At 42.4% G+C, this 20,159-nt stretch carries 15 protein-coding genes; 10 read left to right on the top strand and 5 right to left on the bottom strand.

The annotated features are described in order from the left end of the window. Positions 1–317 precede the first annotated feature (317 nt). The 3 genes from MHI51_RS19500 (at position 318) to MHI51_RS19490 (ending at position 3,097) form a co-directional block, all read left to right on the top strand. Entirely contained in the window at positions 318–458 is a 141-nt protein-coding gene (locus tag MHI51_RS19500) for a hypothetical protein (protein WP_143762392.1), read from the top strand. Between the two features lie 348 nt (positions 459–806). After that, positions 807–1,895 (top strand): DUF1648 domain-containing protein, encoded by a 1,089-nt coding sequence (locus tag MHI51_RS19495; RefSeq protein ID WP_076220041.1) that lies wholly within the window; start codon positions 807–809, stop codon positions 1,893–1,895. A 212-nt stretch (positions 1,896–2,107) separates the two neighbouring features. Beyond that, a complete protein-coding gene (locus tag MHI51_RS19490; protein ID WP_341003112.1) occupies positions 2,108–3,097 on the top strand; it encodes an aldo/keto reductase family protein in 990 nt (329 codons plus the stop codon). Between the two features lie 8 nt (positions 3,098–3,105). Here MHI51_RS19490 and MHI51_RS19485 read toward each other — a convergent pair whose 3' ends face one another. Further along, on the bottom strand, positions 3,106–4,005 hold the full coding sequence (locus MHI51_RS19485) for a LysR family transcriptional regulator (RefSeq protein ID WP_076220039.1): 900 nt from the start codon (positions 4,003–4,005) through the stop codon (positions 3,106–3,108). A 177-nt stretch (positions 4,006–4,182) separates the two neighbouring features. Between MHI51_RS19485 and MHI51_RS19480 the strand changes: the two genes are divergently transcribed. Both MHI51_RS19480 and MHI51_RS19475 read left to right on the top strand, forming a co-directional pair. Next, positions 4,183–5,016 carry a sugar phosphate isomerase/epimerase gene (locus MHI51_RS19480; RefSeq protein WP_076276169.1) on the top strand — a complete coding sequence of 278 codons (834 nt, stop codon included), beginning with the start codon at positions 4,183–4,185 and terminating at the stop codon, positions 5,014–5,016. 292 nt (positions 5,017–5,308) lie between these two features. Beyond that, positions 5,309–8,425 (top strand): ATP-binding protein, encoded by a 3,117-nt coding sequence (locus MHI51_RS19475; RefSeq protein ID WP_405173189.1) that lies wholly within the window; start codon positions 5,309–5,311, stop codon positions 8,423–8,425. On the opposite strand, the gene MHI51_RS19470 is transcribed toward MHI51_RS19475, so the two are convergent. Next, complete coding sequence (locus tag MHI51_RS19470; protein ID WP_076276235.1) at positions 8,412–8,957, bottom strand: CDP-alcohol phosphatidyltransferase family protein; 546 nt, start codon at positions 8,955–8,957, stop codon at positions 8,412–8,414. The two genes, MHI51_RS19475 and MHI51_RS19470, sit on opposite strands and share 14 nt — an antisense overlap. A 153-nt stretch (positions 8,958–9,110) precedes the next feature. Between MHI51_RS19470 and MHI51_RS19465 the strand changes: the two genes are divergently transcribed. Then, positions 9,111–10,244, top strand: a complete 1,134-nt coding sequence (locus MHI51_RS19465; protein ID WP_405173188.1) for an SGNH/GDSL hydrolase family protein — start codon at positions 9,111–9,113, stop codon at positions 10,242–10,244. Positions 10,245–10,313: 69 nt separating this feature from the next. Here MHI51_RS19465 and MHI51_RS19460 read toward each other — a convergent pair whose 3' ends face one another. From MHI51_RS19460 to MHI51_RS19450, 3 genes are all read right to left on the bottom strand, one after another. Then, complete coding sequence (locus tag MHI51_RS19460; protein ID WP_076127158.1) at positions 10,314–11,999, bottom strand: ABC transporter substrate-binding protein; 1,686 nt, start codon at positions 11,997–11,999, stop codon at positions 10,314–10,316. Positions 12,000–12,104: 105 nt separating this feature from the next. Next, a complete protein-coding gene (locus MHI51_RS19455) occupies positions 12,105–13,715 on the bottom strand; it encodes a response regulator (RefSeq protein WP_076218728.1) in 1,611 nt (536 codons plus the stop codon). Between the two features lie 4 nt (positions 13,716–13,719). Then, a complete protein-coding gene (locus tag MHI51_RS19450; RefSeq protein WP_076218729.1) occupies positions 13,720–15,531 on the bottom strand; it encodes a sensor histidine kinase in 1,812 nt (603 codons plus the stop codon). 144 nt (positions 15,532–15,675) lie between these two features. Here MHI51_RS19450 and MHI51_RS19445 point away from each other — a divergent pair, with 144 nt between their 5' ends. From MHI51_RS19445 to MHI51_RS19430, 4 genes are all read left to right on the top strand, one after another. Continuing rightward, positions 15,676–16,632, top strand: coding sequence for a sugar ABC transporter permease (locus MHI51_RS19445; protein ID WP_036688682.1), 957 nt, complete (start codon positions 15,676–15,678; stop codon positions 16,630–16,632). 15 nt (positions 16,633–16,647) lie between these two features. Further along, entirely contained in the window at positions 16,648–17,520 is an 873-nt protein-coding gene (locus tag MHI51_RS19440; protein ID WP_036688680.1) for a carbohydrate ABC transporter permease, read from the top strand. A 318-nt stretch (positions 17,521–17,838) separates the two neighbouring features. After that, a complete protein-coding gene (locus tag MHI51_RS19435; protein ID WP_076179940.1) occupies positions 17,839–18,486 on the top strand; it encodes a FusB/FusC family EF-G-binding protein in 648 nt (215 codons plus the stop codon). Between the two features lie 250 nt (positions 18,487–18,736). Beyond that, entirely contained in the window at positions 18,737–20,089 is a 1,353-nt protein-coding gene (locus tag MHI51_RS19430) for a sodium-dependent transporter (protein ID WP_076127152.1), read from the top strand. Positions 20,090–20,159: the final 70 nt, after the last annotated feature.

Raw genomic sequence — 20,159 nt, 5'->3', positions numbered from 1 at the left:
GTTGGGATAAATTTAACAAATGAAAAAAAACGGTTTTTTTGAAATTTAATTTCTTAACTTATAGTTTAATGTTGAAAAAAAATTTCGTCAATAATGGAACGTGTGGAATCATAGAAGTGATACAAAATTTAGATTGCTCAATATAGTCTAAATGAGGATTAGGAAATTAGCGACTTCGGCTGAGCAATTACAAGCACAAAGTGCACAAATGAAGGGGCAGCTTAAAAAGAAGAATGATAAACCGTTCAAGAACTTTTTGCGAAAAATCGGAAATATTTTCATACTAATGATTCCTGCATTTGTTGGAGCGGGTATAATTGCGGGGAAGTATGATTTCGCAAATTGAGCTAGACTTAAATGAATTGCCAGAATCAGAGAAAAAAGTAGCGGAGTACATTCTTGTAAATGCTAAAGAAGTGCTGCATATGACCATACATGAGTTAATGGAACAAACCTGAGCAAGTACTATATTAAGCATGGATGGACTTATTTATACTCTGACGCAGTGATCCGCACCATTGCAGATACGAGGCGAGTCCTTTACCTACACAGAATTTCAAACAGATGTACTTGCCATAATTCAGTTTTCAGATGAGTAGCTCTGCGTAGCAAAAAAACTGGATAAATTGTTAATTTCACCCCTACAGTCACTAAAATCGATTATAATAAAATTTATGTTCAAGTCGATCACCTATCCTAAGTTAATAGGATCATCATACGCAAAAAGGCATAGCGCTGAATCGCCTATGCTATAAGGGTTATAGAGTTTTTAAATACACACTTATGTATAAGAGGAGGCGAATGATATGACGATAATGCCTGTTATAGTAATGATCTTTGTATTTGTACCTGCCATTGTACTCATGGTAAGCATGCCTTATTTAACAAGAGAGACGATTAGTTTTGGGGTCACCGTCAGCCCTGTACAATTCCATAGTGAGCCTCTGCGCCAGATGCGGAAGTCATATGCTAGGATTAGTGCTACCGTGCATACCATCCTATTCATTGTTTGTATCCTCTGTCTAATATACGGTGATGAACATTCCAAGCAACAAAGTTGGATCATTGTCACTTATTCACTCGCCATGGTCGTAATCTCCCTAGTCATAAACATTAGCTATCATTTCAAAATGAAAAGTTTACTACCTATGCTGCCTATTGCTCTGGAACCATCGATCATGGCAGTGGACACTGGATTTCGGAAAATAAACATTGGCTTGTCTAATAATTGGTTCCTCATTCATGTTTTAATTACTGTTGTTAGTATTGTAACTGTGCTGCGCAACTACGATCTGATTCCTGATCAGATTCCGATCCATTACAACAGCAGTTGGAACGTAGACCGCTATGCAGCTAAATCTTTTAGTTCTGTGTTTATGCCTACGATCATGCAAGTGTTCATAACACTTTTGTTCATATTTGAGAATTGGAGTATTCGCAGAGTAAAGCAGCAGGTTCAACCCAATGATCCTAACCGTTCCATCAGACAAGACGCAGCTTACCGCCGTACTTGGTCATATTTTATGCTTACAGCAAGCTTCTTAATAGTTATCCTGTTTTCCGTCGTGCAACTAAACATGATATCTCTGCTTAACATGAGTTTCGCTATCCCTATTATCCTAATCATAATAGCCCTTGTCATCCTATACGCCTTGGCCTTAACGTTCTGGGCTGGTCAGGGCGAAAGCCGCTTGGAGCGATCTGCCGATAGCTCCAATGTCAGACCTGTCCATGATGATGATAAATGGCGATTAGGTATGATTTATTTCAATCGTAAAGATCCAAACCTAATCGTCAAGAAAAGGCTCGGAGTCGGCTGGGGATTAAATTTCGGTCACCCAGTAAGCTGGCTGTTTTGGCTCGGAATTATTGTACTGTTAGTTGTGGTGCGGTAACAAAGCTTGGTGGTTAATACTCACCGGAGTATAGGCGAAGTTAGAGTTTCGAAACAGAATATTTACCGAAAAAAACGCCTAAAGGGCGTTTTTTTTATTATCTTTAAGGATCTCAGTAATATCTTTTTTGAATTAAACCGCATCTTAAAGAGTATTTCTCGTATTAATATCTCTTTGTTACAATCAGATTGTTATCTAAAGGAGGGTATAAAATGAACTATCGCAAATTAGGAACGAGTGGCTTACATCTAAGTGAGATTGCTTATGGTAATTGGATTACACATGGTGCTCAAGTGGACAATGATACTGCCCATGCTTGTGTTCTCGCTGCATTGGATGTAGGGATCACAACATTTGATACTGCAGATGTATATTCCGATACGAAAGCTGAGATGGTGCTGGGCCAAGCATTAAAAGGAGTGCACAGAGCTGATATCGAATTGTGTACCAAGGTGTGCCATCCCACAGGGACGGGACGTAACGCAAGAGGTCTGTCCCGCAAGCATATTATGGAGGCGTGCCATGCTTCACTGAACAGATTACAGACCGATTATATTGATATCTATTATGCGCATCGCTTTGACGCAACAGTATCCCTTGAAGAGACCTTCTTGGCTTTTTCGGATCTGGTGCGTCAAGGTAAGGTTCTCTATGTCGGGATAAGTGAGTGGACGGCGGATCAGATAGCAGAAGGTGCTGTTTTGGCGAGGGAATTGAAGGTGCCATTGGTGGCTAGTCAACCTCAATATTCGATGTTATGGCGCGTGATGGAGACGGAGGTAGTTCAAGCTTGTGAGCGGGAAGGGATTGGACAGGTGGTCTGGTCGCCGCTTGCTCAAGGGATTCTGTCAGGCAAATATATGCCAGGTCAACCATTGCCAGAGGGTTCTCGTGCTTCAACAGCTGCGGGCTCACCATTTATGAATAAATTGGCGGGTCAGTGGCTTCGGACTGTGGTGCTTGAGGCGGTCTCGAATCTCTCTTCCATCGCCAGCGAAGTTGGGTTGACGCTTCCGCAGTTGGCTATAGCATGGGTGTTGCAAAATCCACAAGTCTCATCTGCAATTATTGGGGCATCCAAACCTAAGCAGGTTATAGAAAATGCCAAAGCTACGGGAGTTCGTCTGGATAGGGAAGTGATGTTGGAAATCGATAGGGTGCTAGAAGGACTCGTTGAACGTGATCCTAGAAAAACGGGCTGAATATTATATTATTCACCATTAATAGCTTCTGAACTCATTTGTCCTATGATCTCTAGTAACGCGGATAAGGAGGCACGATCGCAATCGGTTCTCCAAGCGGCATAAAGGGGAATCGATGGTGTGCTTTCTTCAAAAGGACGAAATGCGACACCTTCACGCTGAAAAATAGCAACTGAAGAGGGCACAATGGAAACTCCAAGATTAGCAGCTACCAAGTTTACAATGGTGTACATCTGAATGGCTTCCTGTACAACATTCGGATACACGTCGTGTTGGGCGCAGAAGCTCATAATGAGGTCATGAAAAGGTGCTCCTAAATGACGTGGGAACGATATAAACGGCTCTAAAGCTAAAGAGCGAATGGATAACACCGGTAATTGAGCTAGGTGATGCTGCTCTGGCAAAACGGCAATAAGCGATTCATTGACTAAGGGACGATGCTCGATATGTTTGCCCGACTCTGTATAACGTACAAATCCAATGTGAATCGTTCCTTCATGTAAAGCCTGCCACTGCTGAGCAGACGTCATCTCATGTAATGTGAGTTGGACTTGTGGATAACGTTCCCGAAACATTTTTAACATATTAACCAATACTCCACCAGCTGCAGAATCTATAAATCCAATGTTCAAATGTCCGATAATTCCTTGATCGACTAATTGTGTTGTTTTAATAGAGCGTTCCAGTTGAGATAAAATGGATTTAGCCTCCTCTAGAAATACCGCCCCTGCTGACGTGAGACGAACTTGTCTTTTATTCCGTTCTAATAGTTTCACACCAATTTCATTCTCCAGAGCTTGAATTTGCTGGCTTAAGGGAGGCTGCGTCATATTTAGCTTCTCTGCTGCACGGTTAAAATGCAGTTCCTCTGCTACTGCGATAAAGTATTGTAATTTTTTTATGTCCATACTTTTCATTCTCCCTTGAAATGCTTCTCCAAGCAAGTATAAGGATCTTTGAACGAAAATGAAAGGAATGACATGTCCTCTGAGGTGTTTTATTCGAGTGCCAAATGCGCTAGACTTGGAATGGGTACCCAGTACAATGGCGTACTGTTTGATTGGTCATAAAGGGGGAGAACGACGATGATAAGAGGATTAACAACAGCGGGTTTGGGAGAAATTGCTTCTAATGAAGAATATATCAGACTTGCGAGCCAATTCGGGTTTCAGGCCATAGACGTCAATCCATTAGAGTTGGTACAGCAGTATGGCAAGGATGGGTCCATCCAATTACTGGAAAGTCAAGGCATCATGCTAGGATCATTTGGTTTAGAGGTAGATTGGCGCACGACAGAGGAAAGCTTTAGGAAAAGTCTGAAATCGCTTACGCTGATGGTTGAGGCCGCTGCTGCATTAAATTGCACCACATGCTGTACCTATATTTTGCCTTCGACAGATCTTCCGGTCGCACCGTTCATGATTGCAGCCACTAGACGTTTAAGACTATGTGCAGAAATATTAGGCGCCTATGGTATTTCGCTAGCCTTAGAGTTCGTTGGTCCTCATCACTTACGTACACAATGGGCAAATCCGCTAATCTGGACGATGCAAGATACGTTGGACTGGATGGATACAATTCAAGTGAGAAATATCGGTTTGTTACTGGATTCCTATCATTGGCATACGAATGGATTAACGAGTGAGGACCTGCTGAAATTACAACCGCATCAAATTGCGTATGTCCATATTAATGATGCTAAACCTCTGCTGATAGAGGAATTGCTTGATTCCGATCGATTGTATCCAGGGGAAGGATCCATTGATCTTACCGGATTCTTGGGAAGCTTGAAAAAGATCGGATACAAGGGCGTTATCGCTCAAGAAGTGCTAGCGCCAGCTTCATCACAAAGTTCATCTGAACTATTTTCTCGTTCCAAAGCAGGCTTCGATAAAGTATTCTCATCACTGGAAATCTAACCCCATCGAAACCCACATTGGAAGGAGCGTTAAGGATGAGTCTGTTCAGTCGGACGTTCAAAACAAATGTGGGAGTAATGCCTAGTAAGTTCGCCGCGATGCGATCTGCTTTAATCAATAAATCGCAATAAAAGAATCGACCATCTGCTCTATGGGATGGTTGATTTTTTTCCTCTGAACATAGGATTACATACGTCTATAGGCCTCTTAATATAGTATAATCATACTGTATTGCTCAAAGTTGGAGATAGGGATATAGCACTATTAAATACTATTGACGAATGAGGAGTCTATGAGAACTTCGGAGAATAAAATTAAGTTAAGTCATATGTTGTACATAGTAGTATTCATCTGCCTGCTGATTGCAATACGCTGGAGCTGGTACAATCATTTTAATCTGTCTAATCCTCCTGTAGTGGAGCAAGGTGTGCTCGATTTGCGGGGAGTAGACCTTGAATCACTAAGCTCCTTTCCATTGGATGGAGAATGGGAGTTTTATCCTGAACAATGGGTGAACGCTGCCAATATGGATAGTGTTTTAAAAGGCCAGATGCTTCAGGTGCCGGGTAACTGGAATTCTGTATTCAATTCTGCTGAGCAAAAGAAGGCGTATGGATACGGAACTTATCATTTGCGGATTCTGCTAGATCGTCCCTTGTCTGAGCCACTTAGCTTTTGGTTCCAATCCATCTATACTTCTTCTGAAGTGGAGATTAATGGAACAGTCCTCTCACGGTTTGGAGTGTTATCTGACGAGAAGGAAGAGCATGTTTATGTGACGAAAGCATTCTTAATCAGTTATACACCTACAGATCAGAAGCATCTGGATCTGTTTGTTCGGACGTCAAACTATGAGTCTCCACTAAAAGGGGGCATAATTCGGTCCGTGGAGTTTGGCATTCAACATGGGGTAGATACTATATACTGGAATTCCATTGGCTTGCAGCTAGTCGTAGGGGTCATGCTTCTTCTACATGGGTTGTATTTATTGATTATCTATCTGATGGATGTACGAAAAACAGAGCTGATTATTTTTTTCCTAATGATGGTCGCTGCGGCTGTATCCATTGGGGTTGAACATAATGGACTGTTGTTCAGGTTTCTTCATGTTGATTTTGCCTGGATGCTGAGGTTAAAGGTTCTTTCGTATATAGGGTTTTGTTTATTCCTTTTATTGATGGGAAGAGAACTATTGGGGAATCGACGGAAAGGCAAGGCGTTTTATAGTTACATCCTGTCAGTTCTCATTTTTACTTTATTTATTATTGTAGGTCCTGAAGAGGCAGTGTTATATGTCATCGGAAAAGGGTATTACATGATCCTGTATTACGTTCCAGTGTGTTGGACGGTATATTATTTTTGGAAGATGGTAGCCTTACGAGCTGAAGGTGCTCTATTTTTATTGTTTTCAGTGTTAGCAGTACTAAATAATATGTTGTGGGGGGCTGTCTACTATGCCGGTAGCTCACAATTTATGTTTTATCCCGTAGATTTAATTGCTGCCCTTGCCGCATTTTCCGCCTATTGGTTTAGGAGATATTTTCATCAATCCCATCAAAATGTGTTACTGAACGCTCAATTGGCGGAATCCAATAAATTAAAGGACCGTTTTCTAGCCAATACGTCACATGAGCTGCGCACTCCACTGCATGGGATTATGAATATTGCCCAAAGTGTGTTAACAAGAAAAAAACATGTGCTGGATGAAGAGAGCCAGCGTGACATGGAATTGCTAATTATGGTCAGTCGCCGGATGTCGCTTATGCTGAATGACTTGCTTGATGTTGTGCGATTGCAGGATAAGCGGATTGTGATGAATATAAAGGCGCTGCAAGTGAGGTCATTGGCTGAAGGTGTAATGGATATGTTACGTTTCTTAACCGGTGGGACGAAGGTGGAGCTTCGAATGTCTATAGATGAGAATCTGCCTCGTGTTTATGCTGATGAGGAGCGATTGGTGCAGATTCTGATTAATTTAGTTCATAACGCACTAAAGTACACCGAACAGGGAAGTGTTGAACTGGCCGCAGAACAAGTGGGTGGGGATGTATGGATACATGTTACGGATACAGGAGTAGGTATGGATGAAGCTTTGAAAAAGCGTGTTTTTATGCGCTATGAACAAGGGGCTTACGGTCAAGGCGGCATTGGGTTGGGGCTTAGTATCTGTAAGGAGCTGGTCGAACTGCATGGCAGTGAATTATTGCTGCAATCGCAGCCGGGTCAGGGAAGTAAGTTCAGCTTTAAATTACCTGTAGCCAAAGGGAGCCTGCAGTCATCTATTCCAGATGTTCATACAGAAAAAGATTCGGATCCATTGTCACCATTCAGCACGTGGATAACTGCGGAGAAATCAGCTATGGTGGCTGCCACCTATAACACAAAGGAAGTAGAGGCACTCTCGAAGCTCGATACAGACGCTGACATCATACATGTGCTGGCGGTTGATGATGATTCGGTCAATTTAAAAGTTCTGCAAAATATTTTATCAGATGGAGCCTATCGGATTGATACAACGACTTCAGCCCGTGAGGCGCTGGATATGTTGCATCATGAGCAGTTCGATTTGGTTATCGCTGATGTGATGATGCCGGGCATGTCTGGATATGAATTGACAAGATTGATACGCGAGCGGTTCACGATGTATGAACTTCCTATTATTCTATTGACCGCTCGCAGTGAGCAGGAGGATGTTTACGCAGGTTTCTTGGCTGGAGCTAATGACTATGTAACCAAGCCAGTAGATGCCATGGAATTGAAGTATCGTGCTTCGTCGCTCACTTCTATGAAGCAAGCAGTCAATGATCGTTTGAGAATGGAGGCTGCTTATTTACAAGCGCAGATCCATCCACATTTTCTCTTTAATACATTAAATTCGATTATGTCCTTGAGTGATTTTGACACTGTCAAAATGAAAGATCTTTCAGATGCATTCACTACTTATCTGCGGATCAGCTTTGACTTCTTAAATGCAGGCAAACTTGTTTCGCTGTCGCAAGAGCTGGAGCTGGTCGAGAATTATGTATATATCCAGCAGCAGCGTTTTGAGGAGAGGCTGCAGGTTGAATGGGAGGTAGACGCGAATCTACAGCTTCTAATTCCTCCGCTGACCATTCAGCCACTGGTCGAGAACGCCGTTCGGCATGGGATCTTAAGTCGGGCAAAAGGTGGAACCTTGCGTATTCACATCGAGACACATGCGGAGGCTGTTCATTTTATCATTGCTGATACGGGGATTGGAATGGATGAAGCTCAAGTCAGTAAGTTATTGCAACCAAAAAGTCTTAAGGATCAAGGAATTGGGCTCCTTAATACAGATCGGAGATTAACACAATTATATGGACAAGGCTTGAAGATTCAAAGTATTCCTGGGGTGGGAACTACGGTGTCTTTCATTATTCCTGATTAGGAGGGTTGTAAAACCATCCTTTTCTGTCCAGCTGTAATTGAGTGGATGTGATTTGGATGATCAATTCTTCCACAGCGGATAAGGTTGCAACTATACAGACAATGGTTGTCCAAATGGTGGGGTTACTATGGGAAAGCCATATAGGAGTTACAAATAAGAGAAGCCCGGTGAATTTATTGCCGTAGGTATGGATACTTGCGTAAGTTTTGAATCTGCGGAGGGCAATCCCTATCGATGTTATGCGGAAGCCCGCGATTAAGAAGATCCATAGGATGAATTCGAGGGTAAGACCCAGATACGGATACAAAGTAAATAAGCAGATCCCGATTAGTATCGTGTCGGCAGCAGAATCCAGCTTTGCTCCGAGATGACTTGTTGTGCCTGATTTTCGGGCAATTGGACCATCTATCAGATCGGTGACTCCGCAAAGGATATAAATTGCAAGAAAGGCCGAACTTAGCGGCTCGAAGAATAACAGCATTATTGCCAAAATAATTCTGCCAAGTGTAATACAGTTAGGTATAACTTTCAACTTCAATCCCACCTTTGTTCATGACCTCATTTAATTCTATTGTACCAGAGGAAGAGTATATGCTATTTGGAAAAGGATTATAAGATAGTATTGAAGAAGTAGTGAAGTAGAAGTGTAGATTAGGATTCTAGCGGTAATTTAGGAGGCGATTTTATGAAACAGAATACAAACTTAAAGGTACATACATTAGCTGATATCGAACATCTGAAAATTCACGGCAGAACAACAGGGTCACTTTCTCCACTAACGTTATTTTGGACAGGCAGTGCGGTCGAATTAAATGTTAAAAGTTCTGAGCTATGGCTTGAAGTAGAAGCAGATTATGATGTTTATGAACCCTGGATTAGCATCCTGATCAATTCCGTTCCTGTTAGCAGACAAATGTTAGTAGCAGGCAGGTATTGGATTTGTGTATTTAGAGGCATGAATGATCGTGTTGTGAAAAATGTCCGTATTGTAAAAGATGTGCAGGCAATGAGTGGAGACCCTGGCTGCTCTTTGCAGATACATGCGGTGAAGATGGATGGAAAATTCCTGCCTGTTGCGGACAAACCCCACAAGATAGAGTTCATAGGTGACAGCATCACATCCGGAGAAGGAAGTATAGGTGCCAAGGCTGAAGAAGATTGGATTCCAATGTGGTTTAGCGCCATCAACAACTATACCAGAATGACAGCAGATGCTTTAAATGCAGAATATAGAGTTATTTCTCAAAGTGGCTGGGGCGTCCTTACTAGCTGGGATAATAATCCGCACGGTAATATCCCTGATTGTTATGAGCAGGTTTGTGGTCTTCTAACTGGAGCAAAAAACGAAGCTTTAGGAGCTTTTCAAGAACATTCTTTTGAAACCTGGCAGCCAGATGTTGTGGTAGTTAATCTAGGAACAAATGATGGGGGCGCTTTTCAATCGCCAGAATGGAAAGATGAGGTAACAGGGGAGAGCCATAAACAACGTTTAAATGAAGACGGGACCTATCATGAGGATGATATACAAGCTTTTGTCGATGCCGCCGAGAAATTTCTGATGAAGCTTAGAAAAAATAATCAACATGCACATCTCGTATGGGCATATGGGATGCTTGGTATCCCGATGATGCCAGTGATCTACCGCGCGGTCGATGTTTATAGCAAGAAAACAGGGGACAAGCAGGTTTCTGTATTGCAGCTTCCAAATATGACGGATGAGACCATAGGGGCAAGAAGTCATCCGGGAGCATTAGCTCATGAACAAGCGGCAAAAGAGTTGACGGGGTATTTGAAAGGGATTCTAGCGAGCGAAAGTTAATGAGGAATTCATAAAAAAACAAGCCGGAGCGAAAGGATCACGCTCTGGCTTGTTTTTATTTACTTTAGTCTATTTGGTGGATACAGACTTGAACCATTCGTTAACTTCTTTGGTGATTTGATCACCACCATTTGCTTTCCAGTTGGAAACAAAGGAGTCAAAGGCATCTACAGGAAGCTTACCGTAAATGATTTTGTTGAAGGTTTCCATTTCGGATTGACGAAGCAGATTCCATTTGGATACCATCGTTGGTGTCGCAGCGCCAGTGAAATAGTTCTGTCTACGAATGTCTATTTGTGACATAACAACTTTTGCAGCGGCCCAGTTTTCCGGTTTACGGAACTCAGCCATTTGTTTTTCATAAGGAGTTACAGGGGTTTCACCATCAGCAAGTTTAACCAATGTCTTCATGAACAGATCAGGAATACGAGCCGGTCCAGTTAAGAAAGGAAACTCATTGGAGAAGTCTTTAATCTTCTCTTTATCACTAGTGGGCTTTCCATCAATCATGTCCCAATCGTAGCCTTTAGCAAAGCCGTATTCAAATTCACTACCAGCTGCTGGATTAGCTAGGTTATCAAGCAAGTAGTTGTAGTATAAGAAAATTGCTTCAGGGTGCTTAGCATCTTTGTTAATCATGATACTAGCGTTTACCCCAGAGTTCTGCCATTTGGTACCGATGAGTCCGTCTGGACCTGCTGGAACCGGATAAGCTTTGATCTTCGCTCCAGGTACATTTTTCATAAGATCGGGAGCCGGCCAGTCTGGAACCCAGTTTGCTCCTGGTAGAATACCTGCGGCGCCTTTTGTCCAGCTTTCAGCAGATTTACCTTCATCCCAAAGTGCAGAGTCTGTGTGAATATAACCTTTGTCCATCCACTCACTAAGCTTAGCAAGGGCTTGTTTAGCACCAGGGTTAATGGAACCGTATTCCAGATTGCCGTCGGCATCTTTATTCCATTGTTCCTCAATCGTACCGTAAGCACCGAATAACCAGTCGAGTTGGCCCATCCAGGTGTTTGTATTATTTTTCAAAGAAATCGCAAGTGGGAAAACATCTTTAGGTGCTAGACCGTCAGGGTTTTCGTTCTTAAATTTGTCCATGATATTCTCAAGATCGGCGATTGTTTTTGGAGCCTGAAGGTTCAGCTTTTCCATCCAATCTTCACGTAACCAGAGAAGAGTATCGTCATTATCGGTATATTCAAGGATCGGCATATTGTATTTCTTACCGTCTTTTGTGAATGGATACCAAAGTTCTGGGTGTGCTGCAGCATGATCTTTTAGAATTTTATTAGCATATTTGTCGAACAACTCATCGATAGCAATGAACTGACCGGAATCAATCAGTTGATTGGTCAATACTGCATTGGTTGGTACAGAAACGAAGTCAGGCAGCTTTTCGCCAGAAGCAATGGCAAGCTGAAGCTTTTGTCTGTATTGATCGTCATTGGCAGGATACCAAGTATCTTTATGCTTCATGCCCAGTGTTTCCAGCATCCAGCGATCGTGAACATTGTTTTCTTTGGTATCACCTTGAACATATTTCTTCGGCATCAATACCGAACTGAACTCGATGGGTGGATCGTATTTACCTTTTTCAAAAGCAGCATCTGCTTCAGATAAACTAGTCTCAGACGATGTGGTATTGTTTTGTTTGGCGTTTTCATTATTTCCGCCGCCACTGCCACAGGCTGTGAGTGTGATAAGTGCTGTGACCGTTAACAACGACCACATTTTTTTGAATTTGATCATTCTTTAATTCCCCCTACTGTGTATGATCTTTACAAGTGTAACTTTAACAACTAGTCGGGGATGGCATCTATATGAGATTTTTAGTTTCGATAGGACTCTATCATGCTATTTATTATTGTCTCGATATTCCTGCGGCGTTACTCCGAACTGTCGTTTGAACACTTTTATAAAATAAGCAGGGTCCATATAGCCAATCTCCATGCTGATTTCATAGACTTTTTTAGAGGTAGTCTTCAGCTTATGGCAGGCGCGATCCATGCGCAGACGCGAGATATAATCGCTTATTCCTTCACCCGTTTCAATCTTATAAATTTTTGATAAATGAGTCGGATGGAGGTTTACATGGTCAGCCAGAACCCGTAATGAAACATCTAAATGCAGGTTTTTGTCTGTGAAATCTTGAATCTTTTTCACATATTCAGACCTGATGTCTTTAATTTCGTTAGACGTTCCTTCTTTCAATTTGCTCAGAATGCTGAGGGACCATTTTCTAAGTTTACCGATGGTCGAGAACGCTTCACCGCTTTGCAACCAACCGAGATCGTCTCCCGCTAAGTTAGCTAGAGTATGCCCATTTCGGTGTGCGAGATTCGTGAAGGATGCAGTGATTAAAAAACCGGCCTCCATGCAATGCTCCCACGATTCAGACCATTTCTCATCCAGCTCCGCGCAGACAGCGAGTAGTTTCTCTTCCGCAGCATCCCAATGCCCACTTTCAAGCAGGTGAATTAGTGTCGGCGGGGTGTAAAGGGCATCCAAAGGTCCTTGGGTAGTGGAAGGTTCAAATTCGCTGACCCGCATTACGAATTCGCGCTCGTCTCCCACGATCTGCCGGAAATAAGCTGTGGCCTGACGGAAACGGCTCGACACCTTCTCGGGAAACTGGAACCACTCGGTGATTACTATGGACAGGGAACCTTTCAGAAATTGCTTAACCTTATACTGAAGCTGTAAAGAAAGCTTTTCTAGGATGGTTTCTTTGCCGATGTCGGATCCTTTCTCTTTAAGCTGAAGCAGAAACACAAGATATCCATGTTCCTCTTTAACGCCCCAGACCTGCATGAATTCACCCATAATCTCTTCAGCCATATTGATGATGGCATATTCAATTAAGGTTTGATCATTATTGTTATAATGGCTAAATTCTTCTTCCATGCGTACAAGCATCAAAGCGCAATCGCCAGAATGGAAGGGCAAATCATAAGTTACGAGCTTCCGTTCCCATTCGCCAGCTTGAAATTGATGACCTTGCAAGGCATCAAGGAGCAGTTGACCACGTAAAAGCGGCAGATTTTCCCGAAGGGTAAACTGGGTTCGCTTAAGCGAACTGATAAGTTCCCATTCTGTGTTCAATTGCTCGATGGCAGTTTTGACTGCACCGATAATTTCATCATCGGTAGGTGGCTTAAGCAAGTAATCGACGGCATTATGCTGAAGTGCTTTTTTGGCGTAATCGAACTCCGAATGGCCTGATAAAATAATACATTTAATCTTTTTATCACGTTTTCTTATCCGCTCTATTAATTCAATTCCCGTCATTTCGGGCATTTGGATATCCGAGATCACAATATCAATAGGGTTGGTATCGATAATTTGTAGCGCTTCACGGGCCGAATACGCTTTATGCACCTGTTCAATGCCTAGCGTATGCCAGGGTTTAGTCATGGCAAGATTATCTACCCAGTGTGCTTCATCGTCTACTATAATCATTTGCATGTTGTTATTCTCCTTGATGATTCTTAAATTTAGAATATTCATCCTCCGTAGGGATTTCCCAGATAATCTCTGTTCGGAAACCTCCAAGAGGGGATGGTTTAAAGGTTAGACAGGATTGATTGCCGAACAGGTGCATGATCCGCTGATTCGTATTCCAGAGCCCGCAGCCCATTTCTTCCTGCAATGGCTCCTGCATTTTACGATTCAAAGCTTCCAGCTGCTCCGGATTCAAGCCAGGTCCGTCGTCATCAATGTAGATCTTGCAGAAGCCGTTCGAAATCTCACCACTAATGCTGATCTCACCCGATGAATACGATTTTGCCACTCCGTGAATGACTGAATTCTCCACAATAGGTTGTAGCATTAGACGTGGCACAGACTGGCTTAACATGTTCTCAGGGATTTCGATATGATAATCAATTCTGGCATTGCGCAGCTTTTGAATATCCAAATAGTTGACGAGCAGCTTGATTTCTTCATCCAGTGACGCGGTTTCCCGTTCCATTCGGGTAGTATAACGGTAGTAAGCACTTAAATTATAAGCCATGGAGACGACAGCGTCCTCATCCTTCATTTGGGCCATATTGATAATATAACCAAGGCAGTTATAGAGAAAATGCGGATTGATTTGCGCCTGCAGTTGCTTAAGTGTAGCTTCGCGGGCACGGATTTTCTCATTGAACACATTCTCTATCAGGTCTTGAATTTGATGGGACATATCATTAAAGCGATGGAATAGAAACGAAAACTCGTTCCGGCCTTCATTATGAAGACGTACAGAATAATCTCCACGCTGCACGCGCCGTAAGCCTTTAATTAGCTTTTTAATAGGATATTGAACATTTCTGTATAGTAATATGGAAGCGGAAATTCCCATAACAAACAGCAAAATCATCGAGATATAGAACAAATCCTGACTGAGCGAAATGGGTTTTAGAATTTGATATAGAGGGACAACATCTATTAAATTCCAATCCAAATAGGAGGACTTCACAGAGCTGACCAGGTAGTTCTTGCCATTGAGTTTGACTACATCCTGGGTAGTATTCTCAGGTGAGTGTTTATCCAGGTAACGAATGAGTTCTTCAGATAGCAGCTTGTCCGCACTGCGATTCAGAATTGGCGAGTTCCCTTTATGATAGAGAAAAGGATCACCTTGTCCACCTTCCTTGTACGTATCCAGCATGTTCTGAATATTCTCATAACTGAAGCTGGCCTCAATCACCAAGTTGCTTCCCGTCAACATCCCCGGCTGAGCTAAGGAATCTGTATAGAACCAGTAGAAGGATTTTAACTCGTCTTTAGATTCCAAGCTGTGATCGCCATACGTCCATTTTCCACTCATATTTCTTTTTAAGTAATCCTCATCATACCCAAATGCTCGATTGTAGTTGGAGATGACATCTTTATTTTGCTGTGAATGTACGGCATATCTGGCAGGCCAAATATCTGCAACCCCAGATTGAAGCACCATCTTTTCCTGAATGACATACCGGGTCTGCATCTGATCATATCGATCAGCCCAAATGTTTAATCCGTTGAAGGCTCTGACATTGGGATCTCTAGAAAGGATAAGGGTGAAGTCCATCATCTGATTAATACGCGAATCAATTTGACTGGACAGAAAAGTGAGCTGCTTCGTATTGGACACCTGCAGCTCTTTGCTTACAACATCGTATGTGACGTTATTTGAAAAGGTATACATGATAATGATGGGGATGAACAAGAGTATGATCAGGCAGTTTATTTTGGCAAACAAACTAAACCGGGATTGTGTTAATTCTCTCAGGGATGTAAAGCGCTTCCAAATATTCATAAATGTACCCTCCAGATGATGTCCTAATAAAACCATATCAAGCCTAACAATGTTATATAGTCAAACCTGAGAAACGCCTGATACTATTTATAGCAGAGATCCCCATCACACACAAAATATTTTTTTTGGGAACAGGAGAGAGCTATGGAGGCTAATTCAATACAGCAGGTAGGCCTGGAAAATAAACCAAGTATAAAAAGAAAAAGAAAAAAAGGCTATAAACAACCATGGGTGCTCCACTTCATGGTATTACCGGCGGCAATTATGGTTTTTATTTTTTCTTATATCCCCATGTCAGGAATACTCATGGCATTTCAGGATTATAAGCCTGCATTAGGATTTTTTGATTCCGAATGGGTCGGACTTAAGCATTTTAGGTACATGTGGGAGAACGATTATTTCCTGCAAATTACCTGGAACACACTGTTTTTTGCTTGCTCCAAAATTGTTTTGAACCTGATTATTCCTTTTATATTCGCCTTGTTGCTCAATGAGGTAAGGAATATGGGCCTTAAAAGATCGATTCAAACACTCGTCTATCTACCGCATTTCTTGTCATGGGTTACCCTTTCAGGAATTCTGATCGATATCCTAGCTCAAACAGGGATTGTGAATCAGTTTATTTCGTCCGTTTTCGGCATAAAACCGATCTTTTTTCTAGGGGACGGCAACTGGTTCCGATTTACCATCATAGCCAGTGATGTTTGGAAAGAATTTGGTTTCAACACGATCATTTTCCTAGCTGCGCTATCCGGCATTAATCCATCACTTTATGAAGCTGCTGAAGTGGATGGGGCAGGTCGCTGGAAGCAAACGATGTATATTACCATACCAGCACTTATTCCAATTGCTATTGTAATTGCGACCTTGGCACTGGGCAATGTATTGAACGCCAACTTTGACCAGGTATTTAACCTATATAGTCCTTTGATCTATCAACAAGGGGATATCATTGATACCTTTGTGTATAGAGAAGGTCTTCTCAGCGGACAATTCAGCTTTGCGACCGCAGTTAATCTTTTTAAATCAGCAATTAGTTTAATTCTAATCGTTATTTCATACCGACTTGCCTATAGATTTGCAGGGTACAGAATTTTCTAGAAAGGATGACAACAAATGTACCATAAAACCCTTCCATATCGAATATTTAGCATATTCAATAATGTGCTCCTAACTATCCTTTCGGTGCTCTGCTTGCTGCCATTGTATCACTTACTCATGGTATCTCTTAGTGCGTCCGCCCCAGCCAATGCTGGGTTGGTCACCTTTTGGCCAATTGGCTTCACTTTGGAGGCCTATGCAAAAACTTTTAACAATACTAATTTTCTTACATCCCTGTGGGTGTCGGTAGAGCGGACAATACTAGGAACAGCACTTGCACTGGTAGTAAATACGGTTGCAGCCTATGCTCTTTCTAAGGAAACTAGAGTTTTCCGGGCGCGTAATATCTATCTTTGGTATTTTGTCGTAACCATGTTGTTCAGTGGGGGTCTGATTCCGGGATATATCCTGATTCTAAAGCTCGGGCTGATGAATTCTTTGATGGCACTTATCTTACCTGGATTGGTAGCTGTATTTAACATCATTTTGCTGCTGAACTTCTTCCGTGGTGTACCTAAGGACCTTGAGGAAGCAGCCTTTATTGATGGAGCAGGACATTTTAAGACCTTTTTGAAAATATATTTACCAGTCTCCTTACCAGTCATTGCAACAGTTTCCCTATTCATGATGGTGGGCCATTGGAACTCTTACTTTGACGGTATAATCTATATCAGAGATTCGGATAAGCTGCCGCTGGCGACGTTTATGCAGACTATTATCGTTCAGGCAGATATGTCAAAGCTTGATCCGTCAGCCGTAGCTAACTTGTCTCAACGGACCATACGGGCTTCACAGATTTTCATAAGTGCGCTACCGATATTGTTGGTTTATCCATTCCTGCAACGTTATTTTGTGACAGGGATCGTAGTCGGCGCTGTAAAAGAATAGTCAAAAAAGAGGGAGTTACTGGACTAGTCCATGTAGCTCCCTTTTTTTGTAGGTATGGCATGCAAATAAGCATTCCCAGATGAATTGCGCCTTCTAAAATACGGTGCTATACTTTTGGCATGAAATATGCTCGGAGGTGGTACAGTGCTAATGTTGAAATGCCCATTAGCTAGAAGTTCCTCACGCAAAGCCTAATATAGGGCGATACTTTGCGTGAGGTGCGATGGATGGATATATCGCCCAACTTAATTTTATCGTTTCTATAAATGGGCTTTGCACCTTATGAACTTTTAATATAAAATAAGGGGCTGAAAAGCGATGTGTACACCATTTATTAGAAACCATCAATATAACTTAATTAAGAAACAAACGAAATTTGTTCTGCATACCCTGCGAACCGTTGCGGATCGTAGAGTCTTGGAGACTGTAAGATATAGTGCTGCTACGAACATTATTGAGGCATTTCCTTCTCTTACGGAGAATCACAAGCAGATGCTGGAACAAATATCGACCTTCGAAACTGCAGAAGATTTCCAGAGATATCTTAGTGAATTAGAACCATACCTAGAGTCATATCCGACGATTACGCTGAAGCAGATTCAGAAGCTATTCCCTAAGAATAAGAAACTGAAAGTACCTGATCTACAACTCATCGACTATCGCAACATAACGTATTTGAGTTGGATAGATATTGCCAGTAATAAATTATTCATTATCTATCCGTACGAAGGACAGTTCATTGGTATTGAGGGTAGAATCACACCAACGCACAAAAAAGGGTACTGCATGTTCTGCAATCGGCATCAAGAGCTTGCATTCTTTTATGTTAAGACCAAGAATGTGAACGTTTCGCCGGATAATATTTCTGCTGTGGGTCAATACGTATGTCTGGATAATCTGGAATGTAATCGGAGCATAACCGATACAGCTAAGCTTGAGAGGTTCATTCTCTCTGTCCGCAAATAATGTTTAGAAAAGGCTCCCTTAGTGGGAGCCTTTTTTGTTAAAAATATTGTCAGGATATAGACAATCCGTTTCATTGAAGCAATGGGGCACGACATTAGTGGATATAATGAGATTCAAGGGCCGAATGAATAATATAAGCGTTTACAAACAGAGAATTCGAGTGGTTATAAAAATAGTCAGAAAATTTCCATATGACGTGCTTTGTTACTTAAGCTATAATGAGGTCTAAAAAAGAAAACGGGGCGTTATAATGAATCAAATGAAGGGTAACAAAAATCTTCTCTCGGAGAAGGAGGAACGCTTCTCTTCCGCGGGCTTTATTTTTGCCGCCATCGGCAGCTCGGTTGGGCTAGGGAATATGTGGAAGTTTCCTTATATTACAGGAGAAAATGGGGGGGCAGCTTTTTTCCTGCTTTTCATCGTCTGTTTAGTGCTGATAGGGTTACCGGTGCTGTTGGCAGAACTGGCTATCGGACGCAGCGGGCGTGGTAGCGCGGCGACCTCTTTTATGCGGGCTGGAGGCGGGAAAAGTTGGTTTGCAGCTGGAATGTTGCAGGTACTTGCGCCGTTTCTAATTCTCTCTTTTTATATTATTGTTGCTGGCTGGACGCTGAACTATTCGATGATTGCTTTTAATGGACAACTATTCAGCACTACTGATTATGCAGGCGAATTCAATTCGTTTGTCTCCGGATATATGCCGATCGTTTGGCAGGGGATAGCCATTCTGATTACGGCGGGTGTAGTCATCCTTGGCGTATCAGGCGGGATTGAGAAATTTAACAAAGTATTAATTCCTGGTATGGTCGTACTCCTTGTAGTGTTAATGATTCGCGCAGTAACCTTACCGGGTGCATCCGCAGGGGTATCTTTTTTCCTAAAACCGGACTTTTCAGTGTTGACAGCGGAATCTGCGCTAGTTGCATTGGGACATGCCTTCTTTTCATTATCGCTCGGGATGGGGATTCTCCTGACTTACGGATCTTATGTTGATAAAAAACAATCGCTGGGTACCGCTGCCATCGCAATCGGTGCAGGAGATTTGTTATACGCGTTTATCGCAGGCTTGATTATTTTTCCGACGACGTTCTCATTTGGTATTGCTCCTGATCAGGGGCCTTCGCTGATTTTTATCGCTTTGCCAGCCGCTTTCTCGGCTATGCCTTTTGGTGCGCTTTTCGGCGGTTTGTTCTTTATCTTGCTGGCGATTGCTGCTCTAACCTCAGCTGTATCGCTGCTTGAAGTGCCTGTATCCTTCACAATGGAGCGCTGGAATTGGAGCCGGAAACGTTCGGTTTGGATTTTGACGCTGATCTGTTTCCTTCTTAGTATTCCTTTAGCGATGTCACTGGGGATGTTCCCGGAGCTAACGATTGGTGGCAAATCTCTATTTGATGGGCTGGATTTTATCACCTCTAACATTATGCTGCCGCTTGGAGGTCTGCTGATTACCATCTTCGCCGGTTATTTCTGGAAAGGTGCAGCGGAAGCCGCTGGACTACAGGCGCGCTGGTTCCGTGTTTGGCTGTTTATGCTCCGTTATGTGGCGCCGATCCTAGTGTTCCTAGTGCTGCTCCATACCTCGGGGATTATTTCCTTCTAATTCTGAAATTTATTTATCCAAAAATAGCTCTACACCCCCTGAGGGTTGTAGGGTTTTTTTGTGTTGAAAA

The sequence above is a fragment of the Paenibacillus sp. FSL H8-0260 genome (genome assembly GCF_045040625.1).
GTDB lineage: Bacteria > Bacillota > Bacilli > Paenibacillales > Paenibacillaceae > Paenibacillus_AQ > Paenibacillus_AQ odorifer.
Note: the sequence above shows the minus strand (reverse complement) of the source record. Positions and strands in the feature narration are given on the sequence as shown.

Bases quoted from the DNA above. Each gene is read 5' to 3' on its own strand.
- MHI51_RS19435 (WP_076179940.1), top strand. From the start codon at position 17,839: ATGTGTACACCATTTATTAGAAACCATCAATATAACTTAATTAAGAAA.
- MHI51_RS19485 (WP_076220039.1), bottom strand. From the start codon at position 4,005: ATGGACATAAAAAAATTACAATACTTTATCGCAGTAGCAGAGGAACTG.
- MHI51_RS19490 (WP_341003112.1), top strand. From the start codon at position 2,108: ATGAACTATCGCAAATTAGGAACGAGTGGCTTACATCTAAGTGAGATT.
- MHI51_RS19495 (WP_076220041.1), top strand. From the start codon at position 807: ATGACGATAATGCCTGTTATAGTAATGATCTTTGTATTTGTACCTGCC.
- MHI51_RS19475 (WP_405173189.1), top strand. From the start codon at position 5,309: ATGAGAACTTCGGAGAATAAAATTAAGTTAAGTCATATGTTGTACATA.
- MHI51_RS19445 (WP_036688682.1), top strand. From the start codon at position 15,676: ATGGAGGCTAATTCAATACAGCAGGTAGGCCTGGAAAATAAACCAAGT.
- MHI51_RS19460 (WP_076127158.1), bottom strand. From the start codon at position 11,999: ATGATCAAATTCAAAAAAATGTGGTCGTTGTTAACGGTCACAGCACTT.
- MHI51_RS19465 (WP_405173188.1), top strand. From the start codon at position 9,111: ATGAAACAGAATACAAACTTAAAGGTACATACATTAGCTGATATCGAA.
- MHI51_RS19430 (WP_076127152.1), top strand. From the start codon at position 18,737: ATGAATCAAATGAAGGGTAACAAAAATCTTCTCTCGGAGAAGGAGGAA.
- MHI51_RS19480 (WP_076276169.1), top strand. From the start codon at position 4,183: ATGATAAGAGGATTAACAACAGCGGGTTTGGGAGAAATTGCTTCTAAT.
- MHI51_RS19440 (WP_036688680.1), top strand. From the start codon at position 16,648: ATGTACCATAAAACCCTTCCATATCGAATATTTAGCATATTCAATAAT.
- MHI51_RS19450 (WP_076218729.1), bottom strand. From the start codon at position 15,531: ATGAATATTTGGAAGCGCTTTACATCCCTGAGAGAATTAACACAATCC.
- MHI51_RS19455 (WP_076218728.1), bottom strand. From the start codon at position 13,715: ATGCAAATGATTATAGTAGACGATGAAGCACACTGGGTAGATAATCTT.